The 15,441-nt window shown below is 74.6% G+C and carries 12 protein-coding genes; 11 read left to right on the forward strand and 1 reads right to left on the reverse strand.

From position 1 onward, the window contains the following. Positions 1–81 precede the first annotated feature (81 nt). The 3 genes from coaBC (at position 82) to HPT28_RS06915 (ending at position 5,007) form a co-directional block, all read left to right on the forward strand. Positions 82–1,299 (forward strand): bifunctional phosphopantothenoylcysteine decarboxylase/phosphopantothenate--cysteine ligase CoaBC, encoded by a 1,218-nt coding sequence (coaBC, locus tag HPT28_RS06905; protein ID WP_219090043.1) that lies wholly within the window; start codon positions 82–84, stop codon positions 1,297–1,299. Between the two features lie 165 nt (positions 1,300–1,464). Beyond that, positions 1,465–2,673, forward strand: coding sequence for a methionine adenosyltransferase (metK, locus tag HPT28_RS06910; RefSeq protein WP_219090044.1), 1,209 nt, complete (start codon positions 1,465–1,467; stop codon positions 2,671–2,673). A 150-nt stretch (positions 2,674–2,823) separates the two neighbouring features. After that, on the forward strand, positions 2,824–5,007 hold the full coding sequence (locus HPT28_RS06915) for a primosomal protein N' (RefSeq protein ID WP_219090045.1): 2,184 nt from the start codon (positions 2,824–2,826) through the stop codon (positions 5,005–5,007). Positions 5,008–5,042: 35 nt separating this feature from the next. Here HPT28_RS06915 and HPT28_RS06920 read toward each other — a convergent pair whose 3' ends face one another. Further along, the gene (locus HPT28_RS06920) at positions 5,043–5,576 is read right to left on the reverse strand and encodes a hypothetical protein (protein ID WP_219090046.1); all 534 of its coding nucleotides are present in this window, start codon (positions 5,574–5,576) and stop codon (positions 5,043–5,045) included. Between the two features lie 265 nt (positions 5,577–5,841). Between HPT28_RS06920 and fmt the strand changes: the two genes are divergently transcribed. The 8 genes from fmt to HPT28_RS06960 all read left to right on the forward strand — a co-directional run bounded on the left by fmt (position 5,842) and on the right by HPT28_RS06960 (position 15,439). Further along, entirely contained in the window at positions 5,842–6,774 is a 933-nt protein-coding gene (gene fmt / locus HPT28_RS06925) for a methionyl-tRNA formyltransferase (protein WP_219090047.1), read from the forward strand. A gap of 186 nt (positions 6,775–6,960) precedes the next feature. Next, complete coding sequence (locus HPT28_RS06930) at positions 6,961–8,421, forward strand: RsmB/NOP family class I SAM-dependent RNA methyltransferase (RefSeq protein WP_219090048.1); 1,461 nt, start codon at positions 6,961–6,963, stop codon at positions 8,419–8,421. A gap of 33 nt (positions 8,422–8,454) precedes the next feature. Then, positions 8,455–9,129, forward strand: coding sequence for a ribulose-phosphate 3-epimerase (rpe, locus tag HPT28_RS06935; RefSeq protein WP_219090049.1), 675 nt, complete (start codon positions 8,455–8,457; stop codon positions 9,127–9,129). Between the two features lie 135 nt (positions 9,130–9,264). Next, a complete protein-coding gene (locus tag HPT28_RS06940) occupies positions 9,265–10,290 on the forward strand; it encodes a sugar-binding domain-containing protein (protein ID WP_308119115.1) in 1,026 nt (341 codons plus the stop codon). Positions 10,291–10,312: 22 nt separating this feature from the next. Beyond that, positions 10,313–10,819, forward strand: coding sequence for a cation:proton antiporter regulatory subunit (locus HPT28_RS06945; RefSeq protein WP_219090050.1), 507 nt, complete (start codon positions 10,313–10,315; stop codon positions 10,817–10,819). Between the two features lie 2 nt (positions 10,820–10,821). Continuing rightward, complete coding sequence (locus HPT28_RS06950) at positions 10,822–12,057, forward strand: cation:proton antiporter (protein WP_219090051.1); 1,236 nt, start codon at positions 10,822–10,824, stop codon at positions 12,055–12,057. A 140-nt stretch (positions 12,058–12,197) separates the two neighbouring features. Next, positions 12,198–13,637 carry a GuaB1 family IMP dehydrogenase-related protein gene (locus tag HPT28_RS06955; RefSeq protein WP_219090052.1) on the forward strand — a complete coding sequence of 480 codons (1,440 nt, stop codon included), beginning with the start codon at positions 12,198–12,200 and terminating at the stop codon, positions 13,635–13,637. A gap of 386 nt (positions 13,638–14,023) precedes the next feature. Then, positions 14,024–15,439 (forward strand): amino acid permease, encoded by a 1,416-nt coding sequence (locus HPT28_RS06960; protein WP_257578183.1) that lies wholly within the window; start codon positions 14,024–14,026, stop codon positions 15,437–15,439. Positions 15,440–15,441: the final 2 nt, after the last annotated feature.

A 15,441-nucleotide genomic window follows, 5' to 3' on the forward strand; every position in this document is an offset into this window, starting at 1 on the left:
AGGTGCGTCGACGGGCCCTGACCCTTCTCGGCACACTCTTGTCGGACACATCCTTCCCGAGCAGAGGCGGAACGGCTTCAGATGACGGACAAGCCCACGGTGGTCCTCGGCGTGAGCGGTGGGATCGCCGCCTACAAGGCCTGCGAGCTGCTGCGGCGGTTCACCGAGTCGGGACACGACGTCCAGGTCGTGCCCACCGCCTCCGCCCTGCACTTCGTCGGCGAGGCGACCTGGGCGGCCCTCTCCGGCCGCCCCGTCGCCACCGAGGTGTGGGAGAGCGTCCACGAGGTACCGCACGTGCGCATCGGCCGGGAGGCCGACCTCGTCGTCGTCGCCCCCGCGACCGCCGACACCCTCGCCAAGGCCGCCCACGGGCTCGCGAACGATCTGCTCACCAACACCCTGCTCACCGCCCGCTGCCCCGTCGTCTTCGCGCCCGCGATGCACACCGAGATGTGGGAGCACCCGGCGACCCGGGAGAACGTGGCCACCCTCCGCCGCCGCGGGGCCGTGGTGATCGAGCCCGCCGTCGGCCGGCTCACCGGGGCCGACACGGGCAAGGGGCGGCTGCCCGAGCCCGAGGACGTCTTCGCGGTCTGCCGCGAGGTGCTCGCCCGCGGCGTGCGGAAGCCGGACCTCACCGGACGGCACGTCGTCGTCAGCGCCGGCGGCACCCGCGAGCCCCTCGACCCCGTCCGTTTCCTCGGCAACCGCTCCTCGGGCCGCCAGGGGTACGCCCTGGCGGCGACGGCCGCGGCTCGCGGGGCCCGCGTCACCCTCGTCGCCGCCAACACCGCGCTGCCGGACCCGGCCGGCGTCACCGTCGTGCGCGCCGGGACGGCTCTGCAGCTCCGCGAGGCCGTCCTCAAGGCCGCCTCCGACGCCGACGCCGTCGTCATGGCCGCCGCCGTCGCGGACTTCCGGCCCGCCGCGTACGCGACCGGCAAGATCAAGAAGCGCGAGGGCCAGGAGCCCGAACCGGTCGCGCTCGTGCGCAACCCGGACATCCTCGCCGAGCTGTCCGCCGAGCGCCCCCGCCCCGGCCAGACCGTCGTCGGGTTCGCCGCCGAGACGGACGACGTCCTGGCCGCGGGCCGGGCCAAGCTGGCCAGAAAAGGCTGTGACCTGCTCGTCGTCAACGAGGTCGGCGAGGAGAAGACCTTCGGCTCACCGGACAACGAGGCGGTGATCCTCAGCACGGACGGCGAGCCCGTACCGGTGCCGTACGGGCCCAAGGAGGCCCTGGCCCACACCGTCTGGGACCTGGTCGCGCCGCGCCTCGGCGCGGCCGGAGCGTGAGCTTCCGGGGCCCTTCGCCGCGTGATGCGGACAACTCAGTGGGTGAGACACCTTGACCACTCCACTAGGACCTGCGGATAAACTGTCGGCGGACCCTTCAGGGCGCAGCTCCCCGATCGGTCCGCCAACGATCAGCCAGCAGCCGCTGCAACCCCAGGGAGCGATGTGTCCCGCCGCCTGTTCACCTCGGAGTCCGTGACCGAGGGCCACCCTGACAAGATCGCTGACCAGGTCAGCGACACCATCCTCGACGCCCTCCTGAAGGAGGACCCCACCTCCCGCGTGGCCGTCGAGACGCTCATCACCACCGGCCAGGTGCACGTCGCCGGAGAGGTCACCACCAAGGCCTACGCCCCGATCGCCTCCCTCGTGCGGGAGAAGATCCTGGAGATCGGCTACGACTCCTCCAAGAAGGGCTTCGACGGCGCCTCCTGCGGCGTCTCGGTGTCCATCGGCGCACAGTCCCCGGACATCGCCCAGGGTGTCGACACCGCCTATGAGAACCGGGTGGAAGGCGACGACGACGAGCTGGACCGGCAGGGCGCCGGCGACCAGGGCCTGATGTTCGGCTACGCCTCCGACGAGACCCCGGAGCTGATGCCGCTGCCGATCACGCTCGCGCACCGGCTCTCCCGGCGGCTGACCGAGGTCCGCAAGAACGGCACCATCCCCTACCTGCGGCCCGACGGCAAGACGCAGGTCACCGTCGAGTACGACGGTGACAAGCCCGTGCGCCTGGACACGATCGTCGTCTCCAGCCAGCACGCCTCCGACATCGACCTGGACTCGCTGCTCGCCCCCGACATCCGCGAGTTCGTCGTGGACCACGTCCTCGGCCAGCTCGTCGACGAGGGCATCAAGCTCGACACCGAGGGCTACCGGCTGCTCGTCAACCCGACGGGGCGGTTCGAGATCGGCGGCCCGATGGGCGACGCCGGGCTGACCGGCCGGAAGATCATCATCGACACCTACGGCGGCATGGCCCGGCACGGCGGCGGTGCCTTCTCCGGCAAGGACCCGTCCAAGGTGGACCGCTCGGCCGCCTACGCGACGCGCTGGGTCGCCAAGAACGTGGTCGCGGCGGGGCTGGCCGCCCGCTGTGAGGTCCAGGTCGCCTACGCGATCGGCAAGGCGGAGCCGGTCGGCCTGTTCGTGGAGACCTTCGGCACCGCCACGGTGGACGTCGCCAGGATCGAGGAGGCCATCACCGAGGTCTTCGACCTCCGCCCGGCCGCCATCATCCGCGACCTCGACCTGCTGCGGCCGATCTACGCCCAGACGGCGGCCTACGGCCACTTCGGCCGCGACGAGGACGCCTTCACCTGGGAGCGCACCGACCGCGTCGAGGAGCTGCGCAAGGCCGTCGGCCGCTGACGCGCGCACCGCGCGTCGCACACCACGCAACGCCGCAGGCCCGGCCCGCCACCGAGCGGGCCGGGCCTGCGGCGTTGCCCACGCCGGGCGGACCCGCGGCCGCCTCCCGCGGACCAGGGGCTGTCCGAGCCGTCTGCTAAGACTGGGGGCGTGAGCAGCGGTGACGAGGGCAGGGAGGCGGGCGGCGGCCCGAGCCGGCCGCCCGCCGAGCAGCTCGCCCTCATCCGCGAGACGGTACGGAAGCACAAGCCGCCCCGGGCGCGCCCCCGCACCTGGCGGGGCGCGGCCCTCGCCGAGCGGCTGCCCGTAGCCCGCGTCCTCGTCGACAAGGGGCTCGTCCACCTCGACCGCTACTTCGACTACGCCGTGCCCGCCGCCATGGACGCCGAGGCGCGGCCCGGCGTGCGGGTGCGGGTCCGCTTCGGCGCCGGGGAGCGGGAAGGCCGCCGCGAGGGCGGCAAGCTGCTGAACGGCTTCATCGTGGAACGCCGCGCCGACAGCGACTACCCCGGCACGCTGGCCCCCATCGCCCAGGTGCTCTCCCCGGAACCGGTGCTCACCCCCGCCCTCCTGACCCTGTGCCGTTCCGTGGCCGACCGCTACGCCGGGGCCCTCGCGGACGTCGTCCAGCTCGCCGTCCCGCCCCGGCGGGCCCAGGCCGAGCGCTCGGCCCCGCCCCCGCCGTCCGGCCCGCCGCCCCGCCCCGAGGCCCCCGAGCCGGACACCTGGGCCCGGTACCCCGACGGCCCCGCCTTCCTGCGCGCCCTCGCGGGCGGCGGCACGCCCCGGACGGTGTGGACGGCGCTGCCGGGCCCCGCCTGGCCCGGCGAGCTCGCCCGCGCCCTCCTGGCCACCGCCGCCTCGGGCCGCGGGGCCCTCGCCGTCCTGCCCGACGGCCGCGCCGCCGCCCGCGTCGACAGCGCGCTGACGGCCCTCGGCCGGGACGCGGGCACCGCCGCGGCGGGCCCCGTCCCGCACGTCCTCCTCACCGCCGAGGCCGGGCCGGAGGCCCGCTACCGCCGCTGGCTCGCCGTCAGCCGGGGCCATGCCCGCATCGTCGTCGGCACCCGGGCCGCGATGTTCGCCCCCGTCCACGACCTGGGCCTGGTCGCCGTCTGGGACGACGGCGACCAGGCCCTGCGGGACGAGCGCGCGCCCCAGCCGCACGCCCGCGACGTGCTGATGCTGCGCGCCGCCCACGAGCGCACGGCGCTGCTGGTGGGCGGCCACGCCCGGACGGTCGAGGCCGAGCGCCTCGTCGACACCGGCTGGGCCTACCCGCTGGCCGCGCGCCGGGACACCGTGCGTGCGGCGGCTCCGCTGATCCGCACGGTCGGGGAGTTCGACGAGGCGGAGGACGCCGGTGCCCGCACCGCCCGCCTCCCCAGCCTCGCCTGGCGCGTCGCACGGGAGGCCCTGCGCCACGGACCCGTACTCGTCCAGGTCCCGCGCCGGGGATACGTGCCGCGGCTGGCCTGCGAGCGCTGCCGCGAGCCGGCGCGCTGCCCGCACTGCCAGGGTCCCGTGACGGCCCCCGGCGCGGCCGAGGAACTGCGCTGCGGCTGGTGCGGCCGGGGCGCCCCGCACTGGCGGTGCCCCGCCTGCGGTGGCGCCCGGCTGCGGGCCAGCGTGGTCGGGGCGCGGCGCACGGCCGAGGAGCTGGGCCGGGCCTTCCAGGGGCTGCCGGTACGGACCTCCGGGCGGGACCACGTGCTCGACACCGTGCCCGACCGTCCCGCGCTGGTCGTCAGCACGCCCGGAGCCGAACCCGTCGCCGAGGGTTCCGGTTACGCCGCCGCGCTCCTGCTGGACGGCTGGGCGCTCCTGGGCCGCGCCGACCTGCGCGCGGAGGAGGAGGCGCTGCGCCGCTGGCTCGCCGCCGCCGCGCTCGTGCGCCCGCAGCGCGAGGGCGGCACCGTCGTCGCCGTCGCCGAGCCCACCCTGCGGCCGGTGCAGGCGCTCGTGCGGTGGGATCCGGAGGGCCATGCCGCCCGTGAGCTGGCCGACCGCGCCGAACTGGGCTATCCGCCCGTCTCCCGGATGGCCTCGGTCACCGGCCTGCCCGACGGCGTCGCCGCGCTCCTCGCGAGCGCACCGCTGCCCGCCGACGCCGAGGTCCTCGGCCCGGTGCCGCTGCCCCGCCGCGAGCCGGGGATGCCCCGCCGCACCGGTGACGCACCGCCGGGCGAGGAGTGGGAGCGGGCCCTGGTACGGGTACCCCCGGGCCGGGGCGCGGAGCTGGCCGCCGCCCTCAAGCAGGCCCAGGCCGCCCGGCTCAGTCGGCGGGAAGGGCCCCCGGTGCGCATCCTCGTCGACCCCGCCGACCTCGGCTGAAAGCCGCCCTGGGCGGGTGCGGCCCGGGCGCCGGCTCAGCCGTTGCGCGGGCCGGGGAAGACGCCGGGCCGGGGTGCCGCGGCCGGCACGCCGCGGGCCGCCGGAACGGAGGGCGTCACCCCGGCGCCGCCCTCAGCGCCCGGGCCGACGACCTCGGTTCCCGCCGTGACGGCCGCGGCGGAGCGGTCACCGGCGGTCGCGGCCGTCGCCCCCTCGGCCGCCCGCCGGGAGCCCCCGTAACGGCGGTGCACCGCCTGTTTGGTCACGCCGAGCGCCGAACCCACCGCGTCCCAGGAGAACCCCAGCGAGCGGTCGAACTCGACGGCCGCCGTCACCAGGCTTTCCACGCTCTCGCGCAGCTCCTGGGCCAGCCGCACCGTGGGGGCCGGCGCCCGCCCGTAGACGACGAAACCGGCCGACGGGCCGGTGCGGCGGGGGCGGTACACGTTCCCGAGCTGGGCGGTGAGGGTACGCAGCGCGTCCACCTGCCGGCGGACCCGCTCGATGTCCCGTACCAGGAGGTGCAGGCTGGCGCGTGCCTGGGCGTCGTGGGTTGCGTGGTCGGCCATGGACAAGCCTCTCGAACCGGCGTGGAAAGGACCGCTGAACGACCGGCCGTCCAGCGCCCCCTACGGTCACATCGCCTTGACCAACGCCGTACCGGGGCTGTGGTCACGGCCGGGGCGTGCCGAGGACACCGCGGGGCGCGCACCCCGCGGGCACGCCCCGCCGGGCCACGGTCCGTCACCAGCCGTAGACTGAGGCGCCGTTCGAGGACGCGCTGGAGCGCGTCAGGTCCGTCAGGGCGCAGCCCGGAGAGGTAGTCCGCACCCGATGAAGCTCGTCTTCGCCGGCACCCCCGAGGTCGCCGTGCCCGCCCTGGACGCCCTGCTCGCCGCCGAGCGCCACGAGGTCGCCGCTGTCGTCACCCGGCCCGACGCGCCGGCCGGGCGCGGGCGGCGCCTGGTCGCGAGCCCCGTGGCCGAGCGGGCCGAGGAGGAGGGCATCGAGATCCTGCGGCCCGCCCACCCCCGCGACCCGCAGTTCCAGGAGCGGCTGCGGGAGATCGCTCCCGACTGCTGTCCCGTCGTGGCCTACGGCGCGCTGCTGCCCAGGTCGGCGCTCGACATCCCGGCGCACGGCTGGGTGAACCTGCACTTCTCGCTGCTGCCCGCCTGGCGCGGCGCAGCCCCCGTCCAGCACGCCGTGCTCGCGGGCGACGAACTGACCGGGGCCAGCACCTTCCGGATCGAGGAGGGCCTCGACTCCGGGCCGGTCTTCGGCGTCGTCACCGAGGAGATCCGCCCCACCGACACCAGCGGCGACCTGCTCACCCGGCTCGCGCTGGCCGGGGCCGGGCTGCTCGTCGCGACGATGGACGGCATCGAGGACGGCAGCCTGCACGCCGTGCCGCAGCCCGCCGAGGGCGTCAGCCACGCACCCAAGATCAACGTGGCGGACGCCCGGATCGACTGGACGGCGCCCGCCCTGCGGGTGGACCGTGTGGTGCGCGGCTGCGCCCCCGCGCCGGGAGCCTGGACCCTCTTCCGCGGGGAGCGGCTCAAGCTCGTGCAGGCGGCCCCCGCCCCGGAGGTCGGTGACCTGGCCCCCGGCGAGGTGCGGGCGGGGAAGAAGAGCGTGCACGTGGGCACCGGATCGCACGCCGTGGAGCTGGTCTGGGTGCAGCCGCAGGGCAAGAAGCCGATGCGTGCCGCTGACTGGGCGCGCGGTGTCCGCGTCGCCCCCGGAGAGCGTCTGGACGGCTGACAGCCGGACGATCGAACGGCTCGGGTCCGCAACACGAGGTCTGACGGCCAGCCCGGCTCCGGGCCCGTGCGCCGACCTCCCGGGGCGGGACGGGGGCCCGGGGCGGGCGCGTAAGCTGGGGGTTTCGCTGACCGAGCCGTTTTCCGAGTTGTCCCGAGCCTTCCAGCCTCCCGGAGCACACCCCACGTGAGTGACCCGTCCCGCCGTCGTCGTCCGCGTCCGCAGCAGCAACAGCGCCGCCCGCGCAGGGACCCGGTGCGGGTCCTGGCCTTCGAGGCGCTGCGCGCGGTGGACGAGCGGGACGCCTACGCGAACCTGGTGCTGCCGCCGCTGCTGCGCAAGGCCCGCGCCGCCGGCGGCTTCGACGCGCGGGACGCCGCCTTCGCCACCGAGCTCGTCTACGGCACCCTGCGCCGCCAGGGCACCTACGACGCCGTCATCGCCGCCTGCGTGGACCGGCCGCTACGGGACGTCGACCCGCCGGTGCTGGACGTCCTCTCCCTCGGCGCCCACCAGCTCCTGGGCACCCGGACCCCGCCGCACGCCGCCGTCAGCGCCAGCGTGGAACTCGCCCGCCACGTGGTGGGCGACGGACGGGCCCGCTTCGTGAACGCGGTGCTGCGCAGGGTCGCCGCCCACGACCTGGACGGCTGGCTGGAGCGGATCGCCCCGCCGCTGGACGAGGACCCGGTCGAGCACCTCTCCCTCGTCCACTCCCACCCCCGGTGGATCGTCTCCGCCCTGTGGGACGCCCTGGGCGGCCCGGACGCCGGGCGTGCCCGGCTGGCCGAGCTCGCGGAGCTGCTGGCGGCCGACAACGAGCGCCCCGAGGTCACCCTCGTCGCACGCCCCGGCCGGGCCACCGTCGAGGAGCTGCTCGGCTACGACGGACCGGACGGCCCGGGAGCCGAGCCCGGCCGCTGGTCGCCGTACGCCGTGCGGCTCACCGAGGGCGGGGAGCCCGGCGCGCTGGAGCCGGTCCGGGAGGGCCGGGCGGGCGTGCAGGACGAGGGCAGCCAGCTCGTCGCCCTGGCCCTGGCAGGCGCACCGATGGCGGGCGACGACCTGCGCTGGCTGGACGGCTGCGCCGGGCCGGGTGGCAAGGCGGCGCTCCTCGGCGCGCTGGCCGCCGAGCGCGGCGCGGCTCTGGTCGCCGCCGAGAAGCAGCAGCACCGGGCCCGTCTGGTGGCCCGCGCGCTGGACGGCAACCCGGGCCCGTACCAGGTGGTCACCGCCGACGGCACCCGCCCGCCCTGGCGGCCCGGCAGCTTCGACCGCGTCCTGGTCGACGTCCCCTGTACCGGGCTCGGTGCGCTGCGTCGGCGTCCCGAGGCCCGCTGGCGCCGCCGCCCCGAGGACGTGGAGGGGTTCGCTACGCTCCAGCGCGCCCTGCTCCGCGAGGCGCTGGCCGCGGCCCGCCCCGGCGGCGTCGTCGGGTACGCGACCTGCTCTCCGCACCTCGCCGAGACCCGCGCGGTCGTCGAGGACGTCCTGCGCGGCCCGCAGGGCGAGGGCGTCGAGTGGATCGACGCCCGCCCGCTGCTGCCGGGCGTCCCGGCGCTGGGGGAGGGGCCTGACGTCCAGCTGTGGCCGCACCGGCACGGCACCGACGCGATGTACCTCGCCCTGCTGCGCACGGCTGGCTGATCACCGTCGCACACCGAGCGCCATACTGGGGCCATGGCTCAGATCAACCCCAGCATCCTGTCCGCCGACTTCGCGCGGCTCGCCGACGAGGCCGCGGCCGTCGAGGGCGCCGACTGGCTCCACGTGGACGTCATGGACGGCCACTTCGTCCCCAACCTGACCCTCGGTGTGCCGATCGTCGAGTCGCTGAGCAAGGCCACCGGCACGCCGCTGGACTGCCACCTCATGATCGAGGACCCGGACCGCTGGGCACCGCAGTACGTGGAGGCGGGCGCGGGCTCGGTCACCTTCCACGCCGAGGCCGCCGCCGCCCCGGTGCGGCTGGCCCGGGAGATCCGGGCGAAGGGGGCCCGCGCCTCGATGGCGCTCAAGCCCGCCACGCCGATCGAGCCGTACGAGGACCTGCTGCCCGAACTGGACATGCTGCTCGTCATGACGGTCGAGCCCGGTTTCGGCGGGCAGGCGTTCCTGGACATCATGCTGCCCAAGATCCGCCGCACCCGGCAGCTCATCGACCAGCACGGTCTGCAGCTGTGGCTCCAGGTCGACGGCGGTGTGTCGGCGTCGACGATCGAGCGCTGCGCCGAGGCGGGGGCGGACGTCTTCGTCGCGGGCTCGGCCGTCTACGGCGCCGAGGACCCGGCCGCCGCGGTGCGGGCGCTGCGCCGCCAGGCGGAGGAGGCGACGGCGCACGGCTGCGTGCACTGACGGCCCCACCGCGTGCCGGTGCGCACCCCCTGAGTGGGCGGTGCGCCCGCACGCGACGGATCGAAGGCGTCGCTCGATCTGCGAGGATGAACCCGCGGCGTGAAGGTGACGAGGCTGACAGTGAGGTGAGTTGCGGTGTCGACGGGTCGGGCAGCGGCGAGAATGGGGCCCGCCGAGCTGATGCAGGCGGCGGCGATGGCGCGCCGCTTCTACCTGGAGGGCAAGTCCAAGATCCAGATCGCAGACGAGTTCGGTGTCAGCCGCTTCAAGGTGGCCCGGGTCCTGGAGACGGCCCTGGAACACGACCTGGTCCGCATCGAGATCCGGGTGCCGGCCGAGCTGGACGCCGAACGCTCGGACGCGCTGCGTGCCCGCTACGGCCTGCGGCACGCCGTCGTCGCCGAGTCCCCGGCCGACGCCACCGAGACCGTGGAGAACGTGGCCGACCCGGAGAACCTGGGTGAGGTCGCCGCCGACCTGCTCGGCGAACTGGTCACCGAGGGGGACGTCCTGGGCCTGGCCTGGGGCCGCTCCACCATCCACATGGCCACCGCCCTGCGGCGGCTCCCGCCGTGCACCGTCGTCCAGCTCACCGGGGTCTACGACGCCGGCACCGCCGACCGCGGCTCGGTGGAGGCCGTGCGCCGGGCGGCCGAGGTGGCCGGGGGAGAGGCCCATCCGATCTACGCCCCCATGCTCCTCCCGGACCCGGCCACGGCGGCGGCCCTGCGGCACCAGACCGGCATCGCCGCCGCCTTCGAGTACTTCGACAAGGTCACCGTCGCCGCCGTCTCGATCGGCTCCTGGGAGCCGGGAATCTCCACCGTGCACGACATGTTGTCCGAGCGGGAGCGGGCCCACTACGCCTCGCTCGGCGTCGCCGCGGAGATGTCGGCGCACCTCTTCGACGCGGAGGGGCGCCGCATCGGGCGGGATCTGGGCGAGCGCTGCATCACCGTCGAGGCCGCCCGGCTGCGCCGGGTGCCCGAGGTGGTGGCCATCGCCGGCGGGCGCCGCAAGGCCGCCGCCATCGGCGCCGTCCTGCGCTCCGGGCTGGTGACCAGCCTGGTGACGGACACGGCCGCGGCCGACGCGCTGCTGGAGGACCGCAGGGCGGTGCTGCGCCCCGCGCTGGACCGCGCCGACCCCGACGAGTCCTGACCCCCCGGGAACGGAGCCAGCCATGACCACACGACGCACCACGCTCCCCGGCGTCGGCGTCCAGTACGACCTGAGCACGCGGGACGGGCGGCACCTGTCCGTCGTCGTCCACCAGGACGGCCGCCGCTTCCTGGGCTTCTACCGCCCCGACGACCCGGACGCCTGCCAGGCGACGATCCCCCTCGAACCCGAGGAGGCCGGGACGCTGGCCGAACTCATCTCCCCCGAGGAGGCGGCCTCCACCACCCTCCAGCACGGGGACATCGAGCTCGACCTGGTCAGCGAGCGCGTCACGGTGGACGCGCACTCCCCGTTCCGGGGGCGGCTCCTCGGCGAGACGAGGGCCCGCACCCGCACCGGAGCGTCGATCGTGGCGATCCTGCGCCGCACCGGGGCGCTGCCCTCGCCCGGCCCCGACTTCCGGCTGGAGGCCGGTGACGAACTGCTCGTCGTCGGCACCCGGCAGGGCGTGGACGCCGTGGAGGCGATCATCGCCGGCACCTTCGCGGCCGACGGGGACGAGGACTGAGCGTGCACCACACCACGGTCCTGCTCATCGAGCTCGGGGCGGTCATCCTCGGGCTGGGAATCCTCGCCCGGTTCGCCGGGCGGGTCGGCATGTCGCCGATCCCGCTCTACCTGCTCGCCGGGCTCGCCTTCGGCCACGGGGGCCTGCTGCCCCTGGCCACCAGCGAGGAGTTCATCCAGGCCGGTGCCGAGATCGGGGTCGTCCTGCTGCTGCTCATGCTGGGCCTGGAGTACAGCGCGTCCGACCTCGTCACCTCCCTGCGCACCCAGTACCCCTCCGGCATCGTCGACTTCCTCCTGAACGCCACCCCCGGCGCCGTCGTCGGCTGGGCCCTCGGCTGGGGGCCGGTCGGCATCATCGCGCTGGCGGGCATCACCTGGATCTCGTCCTCGGGCGTCATCGCCAAGGTCCTCGCCGACCTCGGCCGCCTGGGCAACCGCGAGACCCCGGTGATCCTCGGCGTGCTGGTCATGGAGGACCTGGCCATGGCCATGTACCTGCCGCTGCTGACGACGCTGGTGGCCGGGGTCGGGCTGCTGGCGGGCGGCCTGACGCTGGCGATCGCCGTCGTCACCGCGGGGCTCGTGCTCTTCCTCGCGCTCCGGCACGGGCGGATCATCAGCCGCGCCGTGTCCTCCGAGAACCCCGAGATGCTCCTGCTCGTCGTCTTCGGCCTCACCCTGCTGGTCGCCGGAGTCGCCCAGAGCCTGCAGGTCTCGGCCGCCGTCGGCGCCTTCCTCGTCGGCATCGCCATCTCCGGGGAGGTCGCGCACAGCGCGCGCGCCCTCCTGACCCCGCTGAGGGACCTGTTCGCCGCGGTGTTCTTCGTCTTCTTCGGCCTGTCGACCGTCCCCGCGGACATCCCGCCCGTGCTGCTCCCCGCGCTGGTGCTGGCCGCCGTCACCATCGTGACGAAGATCCTCACCGGCTGGTACGCCGCCCGCCGGGCCGCGATCGGCCCCCGGGGACGGCTGCGGGCCGGCGGGGCGCTCGTCGCCCGCGGCGAGTTCTCCATCGTCATCGCCGGGCTCGCGGCCGGCACTCAGCCCGGGCTGCGTCCCGTGGCGACGGCCTACGTCCTCCTGCTCGTCGTCGCGGGCCCGCTCACCGCCCGTTGGACCGAGCCGGCCGTGCGCGCTCTGCGCGAGCGCCGGGGCCGGCGGGCGAGCCGCCCGGACGGGCCCTCGCCGATAGCCGGCGGGGCCCAGGCCACCGAGGTGAGGGCCGAGCATTCGTAGGTTCTCACCAGTGTCTCGCCGACGATGTGGCTGATTCTCCGTGGGGGCTGCGGCAGGCACCCGTGGGACAATGAAGTACGTGCGTTTTCCCCGGCCGGACGAGGCCGGGGATCTTCTCCGATGGACTGGGTGTACAGCACGTGCGATTCCTCAACGACCAGCGGCCCCCGTACGACCTGACGTACGACGACGTCTTCATGGTCCCGAGCCGCTCGGCGGTCGGTTCCCGGCAGGGTGTGGACCTCTCCAGCCCGGACGGGTCGGGTACCACCATCCCGCTCGTCGTCGCCAACATGACGGCCATCGCCGGGCGCCGGATGGCCGAGACGGTGGCCCGGCGCGGCGGCCTCGTCGTCATCCCGCAGGACATTCCTCTCGACGTCGTCACCGAGGTCATCTCCTGGGTGAAGCAGCGGCACCTCGTCCTCGACACGCCCATCGTCCTGGCGCCCAACGCGACCGTCGCCGACGCCCTGTCGCTGCTGCCCAAGCGCGCCCACGGCGCCGGTGTGGTGGTCGACGACGGGCGGCCGGTCGGCGTCGTGACCGAATCCGACCTGGCCGGGGTGGATCGTTTCACCCAGCTGGGCCAGGTCATGTCCAGGGACCTGCTGGTCCTGGACGCCGACACCGATCCCCGGGACGCGTTCAACCGGCTGGACGCCGCTCACCGCAGGCTGGCCCCCGCGGTGGACGCCGACGGGAAGCTCGTGGGCCTGCTCAGCCGCAAGGGCGCGCTGCGTGCCACGCTCTACACCCCCGCCACCGACGCCGCCGGGAAGCTGCGCGTCGCCGCCGCCGTCGGCATCAACGGTGACGTGGCGGGCCGCGCCCGGGCCCTGCTCGACGCCGGGGTGGACACCCTCGTCGTGGACACCGCCCACGGCCACCAGGAGGGCATGCTCGACGCCCTCAAGGCCGTCCGCGCCCTCGACCCGCAGGTCCCCGTCGTCGCCGGCAACGTCGTCGCCGCCGAGGGCGTGCGGGACCTGGTCGCGGCGGGCGCCGACATCGTCAAGGTCGGCGTCGGCCCCGGCGCCATGTGCACCACCCGGATGATGACCGGTGTGGGACGGCCGCAGTTCTCGGCCGTCCTGGAGTGCGCCGCCGAGGCCCGCAGGCTCGGCAAGCACGTGTGGGCCGACGGCGGTGTCCGGCACCCCCGTGATGTGGCCATGGCCCTCGCCGCGGGTGCCTCGAACGTGATGATCGGCTCCTGGTTCGCCGGGACGTACGAGTCCCCGGGCGACCTCCAGCAGACCGCCGACGGCCGGCTGTACAAGGAGTCCTTCGGCATGGCCTCCGCCCGCGCCGTGCGGAACCGTACAGCCGAGGAGTCCGCCTACGACCGGGCCCGCAAGGGGCTGTTCGAGGAGGGCATCTCCCACTCCCGGATGTTCCTCGACCCGGCCCGTCCCGGCGTGGAGGACCTGATCGACTCGATCATCGCCGGAGTGCGCTCGTCCTGCACCTACGCGGGCGCGGGCTCCCTGGAGGAGTTCGCCGAGCGGGCCGTCGTCGGGGTGCAGAGCGCCGCGGGCTACGCCGAGGGCAAGCCGCTGCACGCCAGCTGGAGCTGACCGGGGCCGCGCGGCGCGCGGCGGACACGGAACGGTCAAGGGGGCCGTGGGTGCGAGCGCACCCACGGCCCCCTTTATCACAAAGAACTGCATGGCGGAAGTAAACGAACGTACGAGGTACCCTGGATCTGCGCAACGAATCACCTCAGGTGCGCAAGGATCACGCATTACGTGCCGACATGTCCGGGTCCTAGAGTCGGGCGCTGTACGAGGAGTGGCGGAGACCGCCTGCTCGACGGTCTCAGTTGCTGCGTGGTGTGAATCCGACCGGTATGCGGCCAGAGCCGTCCGGTCCCCGCCACAGACCCGCAGCAACGCCAAGGAGCCACTCCGTGCTGGACCAGAAGACCGTGTCCGCCGCGCCGCCCGCCGGGTTCGCCCGGTTCATGCGGCGCAAGCCCGTCGAACGACTGGTATCGGAGGCCGGGCACGGGAGCGGGGGCAGCCTGCGGCGCACGCTGTCCATGTGGCAGCTCACCATGATCAGCATCGGTGCCACGCTGGGCACCGGCATCTTCGTCGTCCTCGGCGAAGCCGTCCCCGAGGCCGGGCCCGCCGTCACCATCTCCTTCGTGATAGCCGGCCTGACCGCGCTGTTCTCCGCGCTCTCCTACGCCGAGCTGGCCGGCACGATCCCCGCCTCCGGCTCGTCCTACTCCTACTCCTACGCCACCATGGGCGAGCTCGTCGCCTGGATCTGCGGACTCTGCCTGATCCTGGAGTACGGCGTCTCCGTGGCCGCCGTCGCCGTCGGCTGGGGCCAGTACCTCAACGAGCTGCTCGACGGCACCATCGGCGTCACCATCCCCGCCGCCCTCTCCAACCCTCCGGGTGACGGCGGCTACTTCAACCTGCCCGCCCTGATCGTCGTCCTGCTGGCCATGGCCTTCCTGATGGGCGGCGCCAGGGAGAGCGCCCGGGTCAACGCGATCATGGTGTTCGTGAAGATCGGCGCCCTGCTGCTGTTCTGCGCCGTGGCGTTCACCGGCATCAAGGCCGGCAACTACGCCCCGTTCATGCCCCTGGGCATGGCGGGTGTCAGCGCCGCAGGCGCCTCGCTGTTCTTCTCCTACATCGGCTTCGACGCCGCCTCCACCGCCGGTGAGGAGGCGCGCAACCCCCAGCGCGACCTGCCCCGCGCGATCATGCTCTCGCTGCTCATCGTCACCGCCCTGTACGTGATGGTCGCCGCCGTCGCCGTCGGCGCCGTGCCGTGGGAGGGCTTCGAGGGCTCCGAGGCCGCGCTCGCCGGTGTCCTCAGCGACGTCACCGGGCACCAGTTCTGGGCCACGATCCTGGCCGGCGGCGCCGTCATCGCGATCGCCAGCGTCGTCCTGGCCGTCCTCTACGGCCAGACCCGCATCCTGTTCGCCATGTCCCGCGACGGCCTGGTGCCCAAGGTGTTCTCGAAGGTGCACCCCCGCACGGGCACCCCGCGGGCCAACACCCTCCTCGTCTCCGTCTTCTGCGGGGTGCTGGCCGCCGCGATCCCGCTGGGCGAGCTGGCCAACGCCACCAGCATCGGCACGCTTTTCGCCTTCGGCCTGGTCAACGTCGCCGTCCTGGTGCTGCGCCGCACCCGGCCCGACATGCCGCGCACCTTCCGGGTGCCGCTCTCGCCGGTCCTGCCGCTGCTCGGCCTCGGCTTCTGCCTCTACAACATGCTCAACCTGCCCGCCATCACCTGGCTGGTCTTCGGTGTCTGGATGGCCGCCGGTCTCGTGTTCTACTTCCTGTACGGGCAGCGCCGCTCCCGCCTGGCGAACGAGCCCGCCGACCTTCCCGTGACCGCAGAGAAGTGACC

Origin of the sequence: Streptomyces sp. JJ38, assembly GCF_019303475.1 — a bacterium.
GTDB lineage: Bacteria > Actinomycetota > Actinomycetes > Streptomycetales > Streptomycetaceae > Streptomyces.

Excerpts from the sequence above, each read along its gene's own strand:
- fmt (WP_219090047.1), top strand. The coding sequence starts at position 5,842 with ATGAAGCTCGTCTTCGCCGGCACCCCCGAGGTCGCCGTGCCCGCCCTG.
- coaBC (WP_219090043.1), top strand. The coding sequence starts at position 82 with ATGACGGACAAGCCCACGGTGGTCCTCGGCGTGAGCGGTGGGATCGCC.
- rpe (WP_219090049.1), top strand. The coding sequence starts at position 8,455 with ATGGCTCAGATCAACCCCAGCATCCTGTCCGCCGACTTCGCGCGGCTC.
- HPT28_RS06945 (WP_219090050.1), top strand. The coding sequence starts at position 10,313 with ATGACCACACGACGCACCACGCTCCCCGGCGTCGGCGTCCAGTACGAC.
- HPT28_RS06920 (WP_219090046.1), bottom strand. The coding sequence starts at position 5,576 with ATGGCCGACCACGCAACCCACGACGCCCAGGCACGCGCCAGCCTGCAC.
- HPT28_RS06960 (WP_257578183.1), top strand. The coding sequence starts at position 14,024 with ATGCGGCGCAAGCCCGTCGAACGACTGGTATCGGAGGCCGGGCACGGG.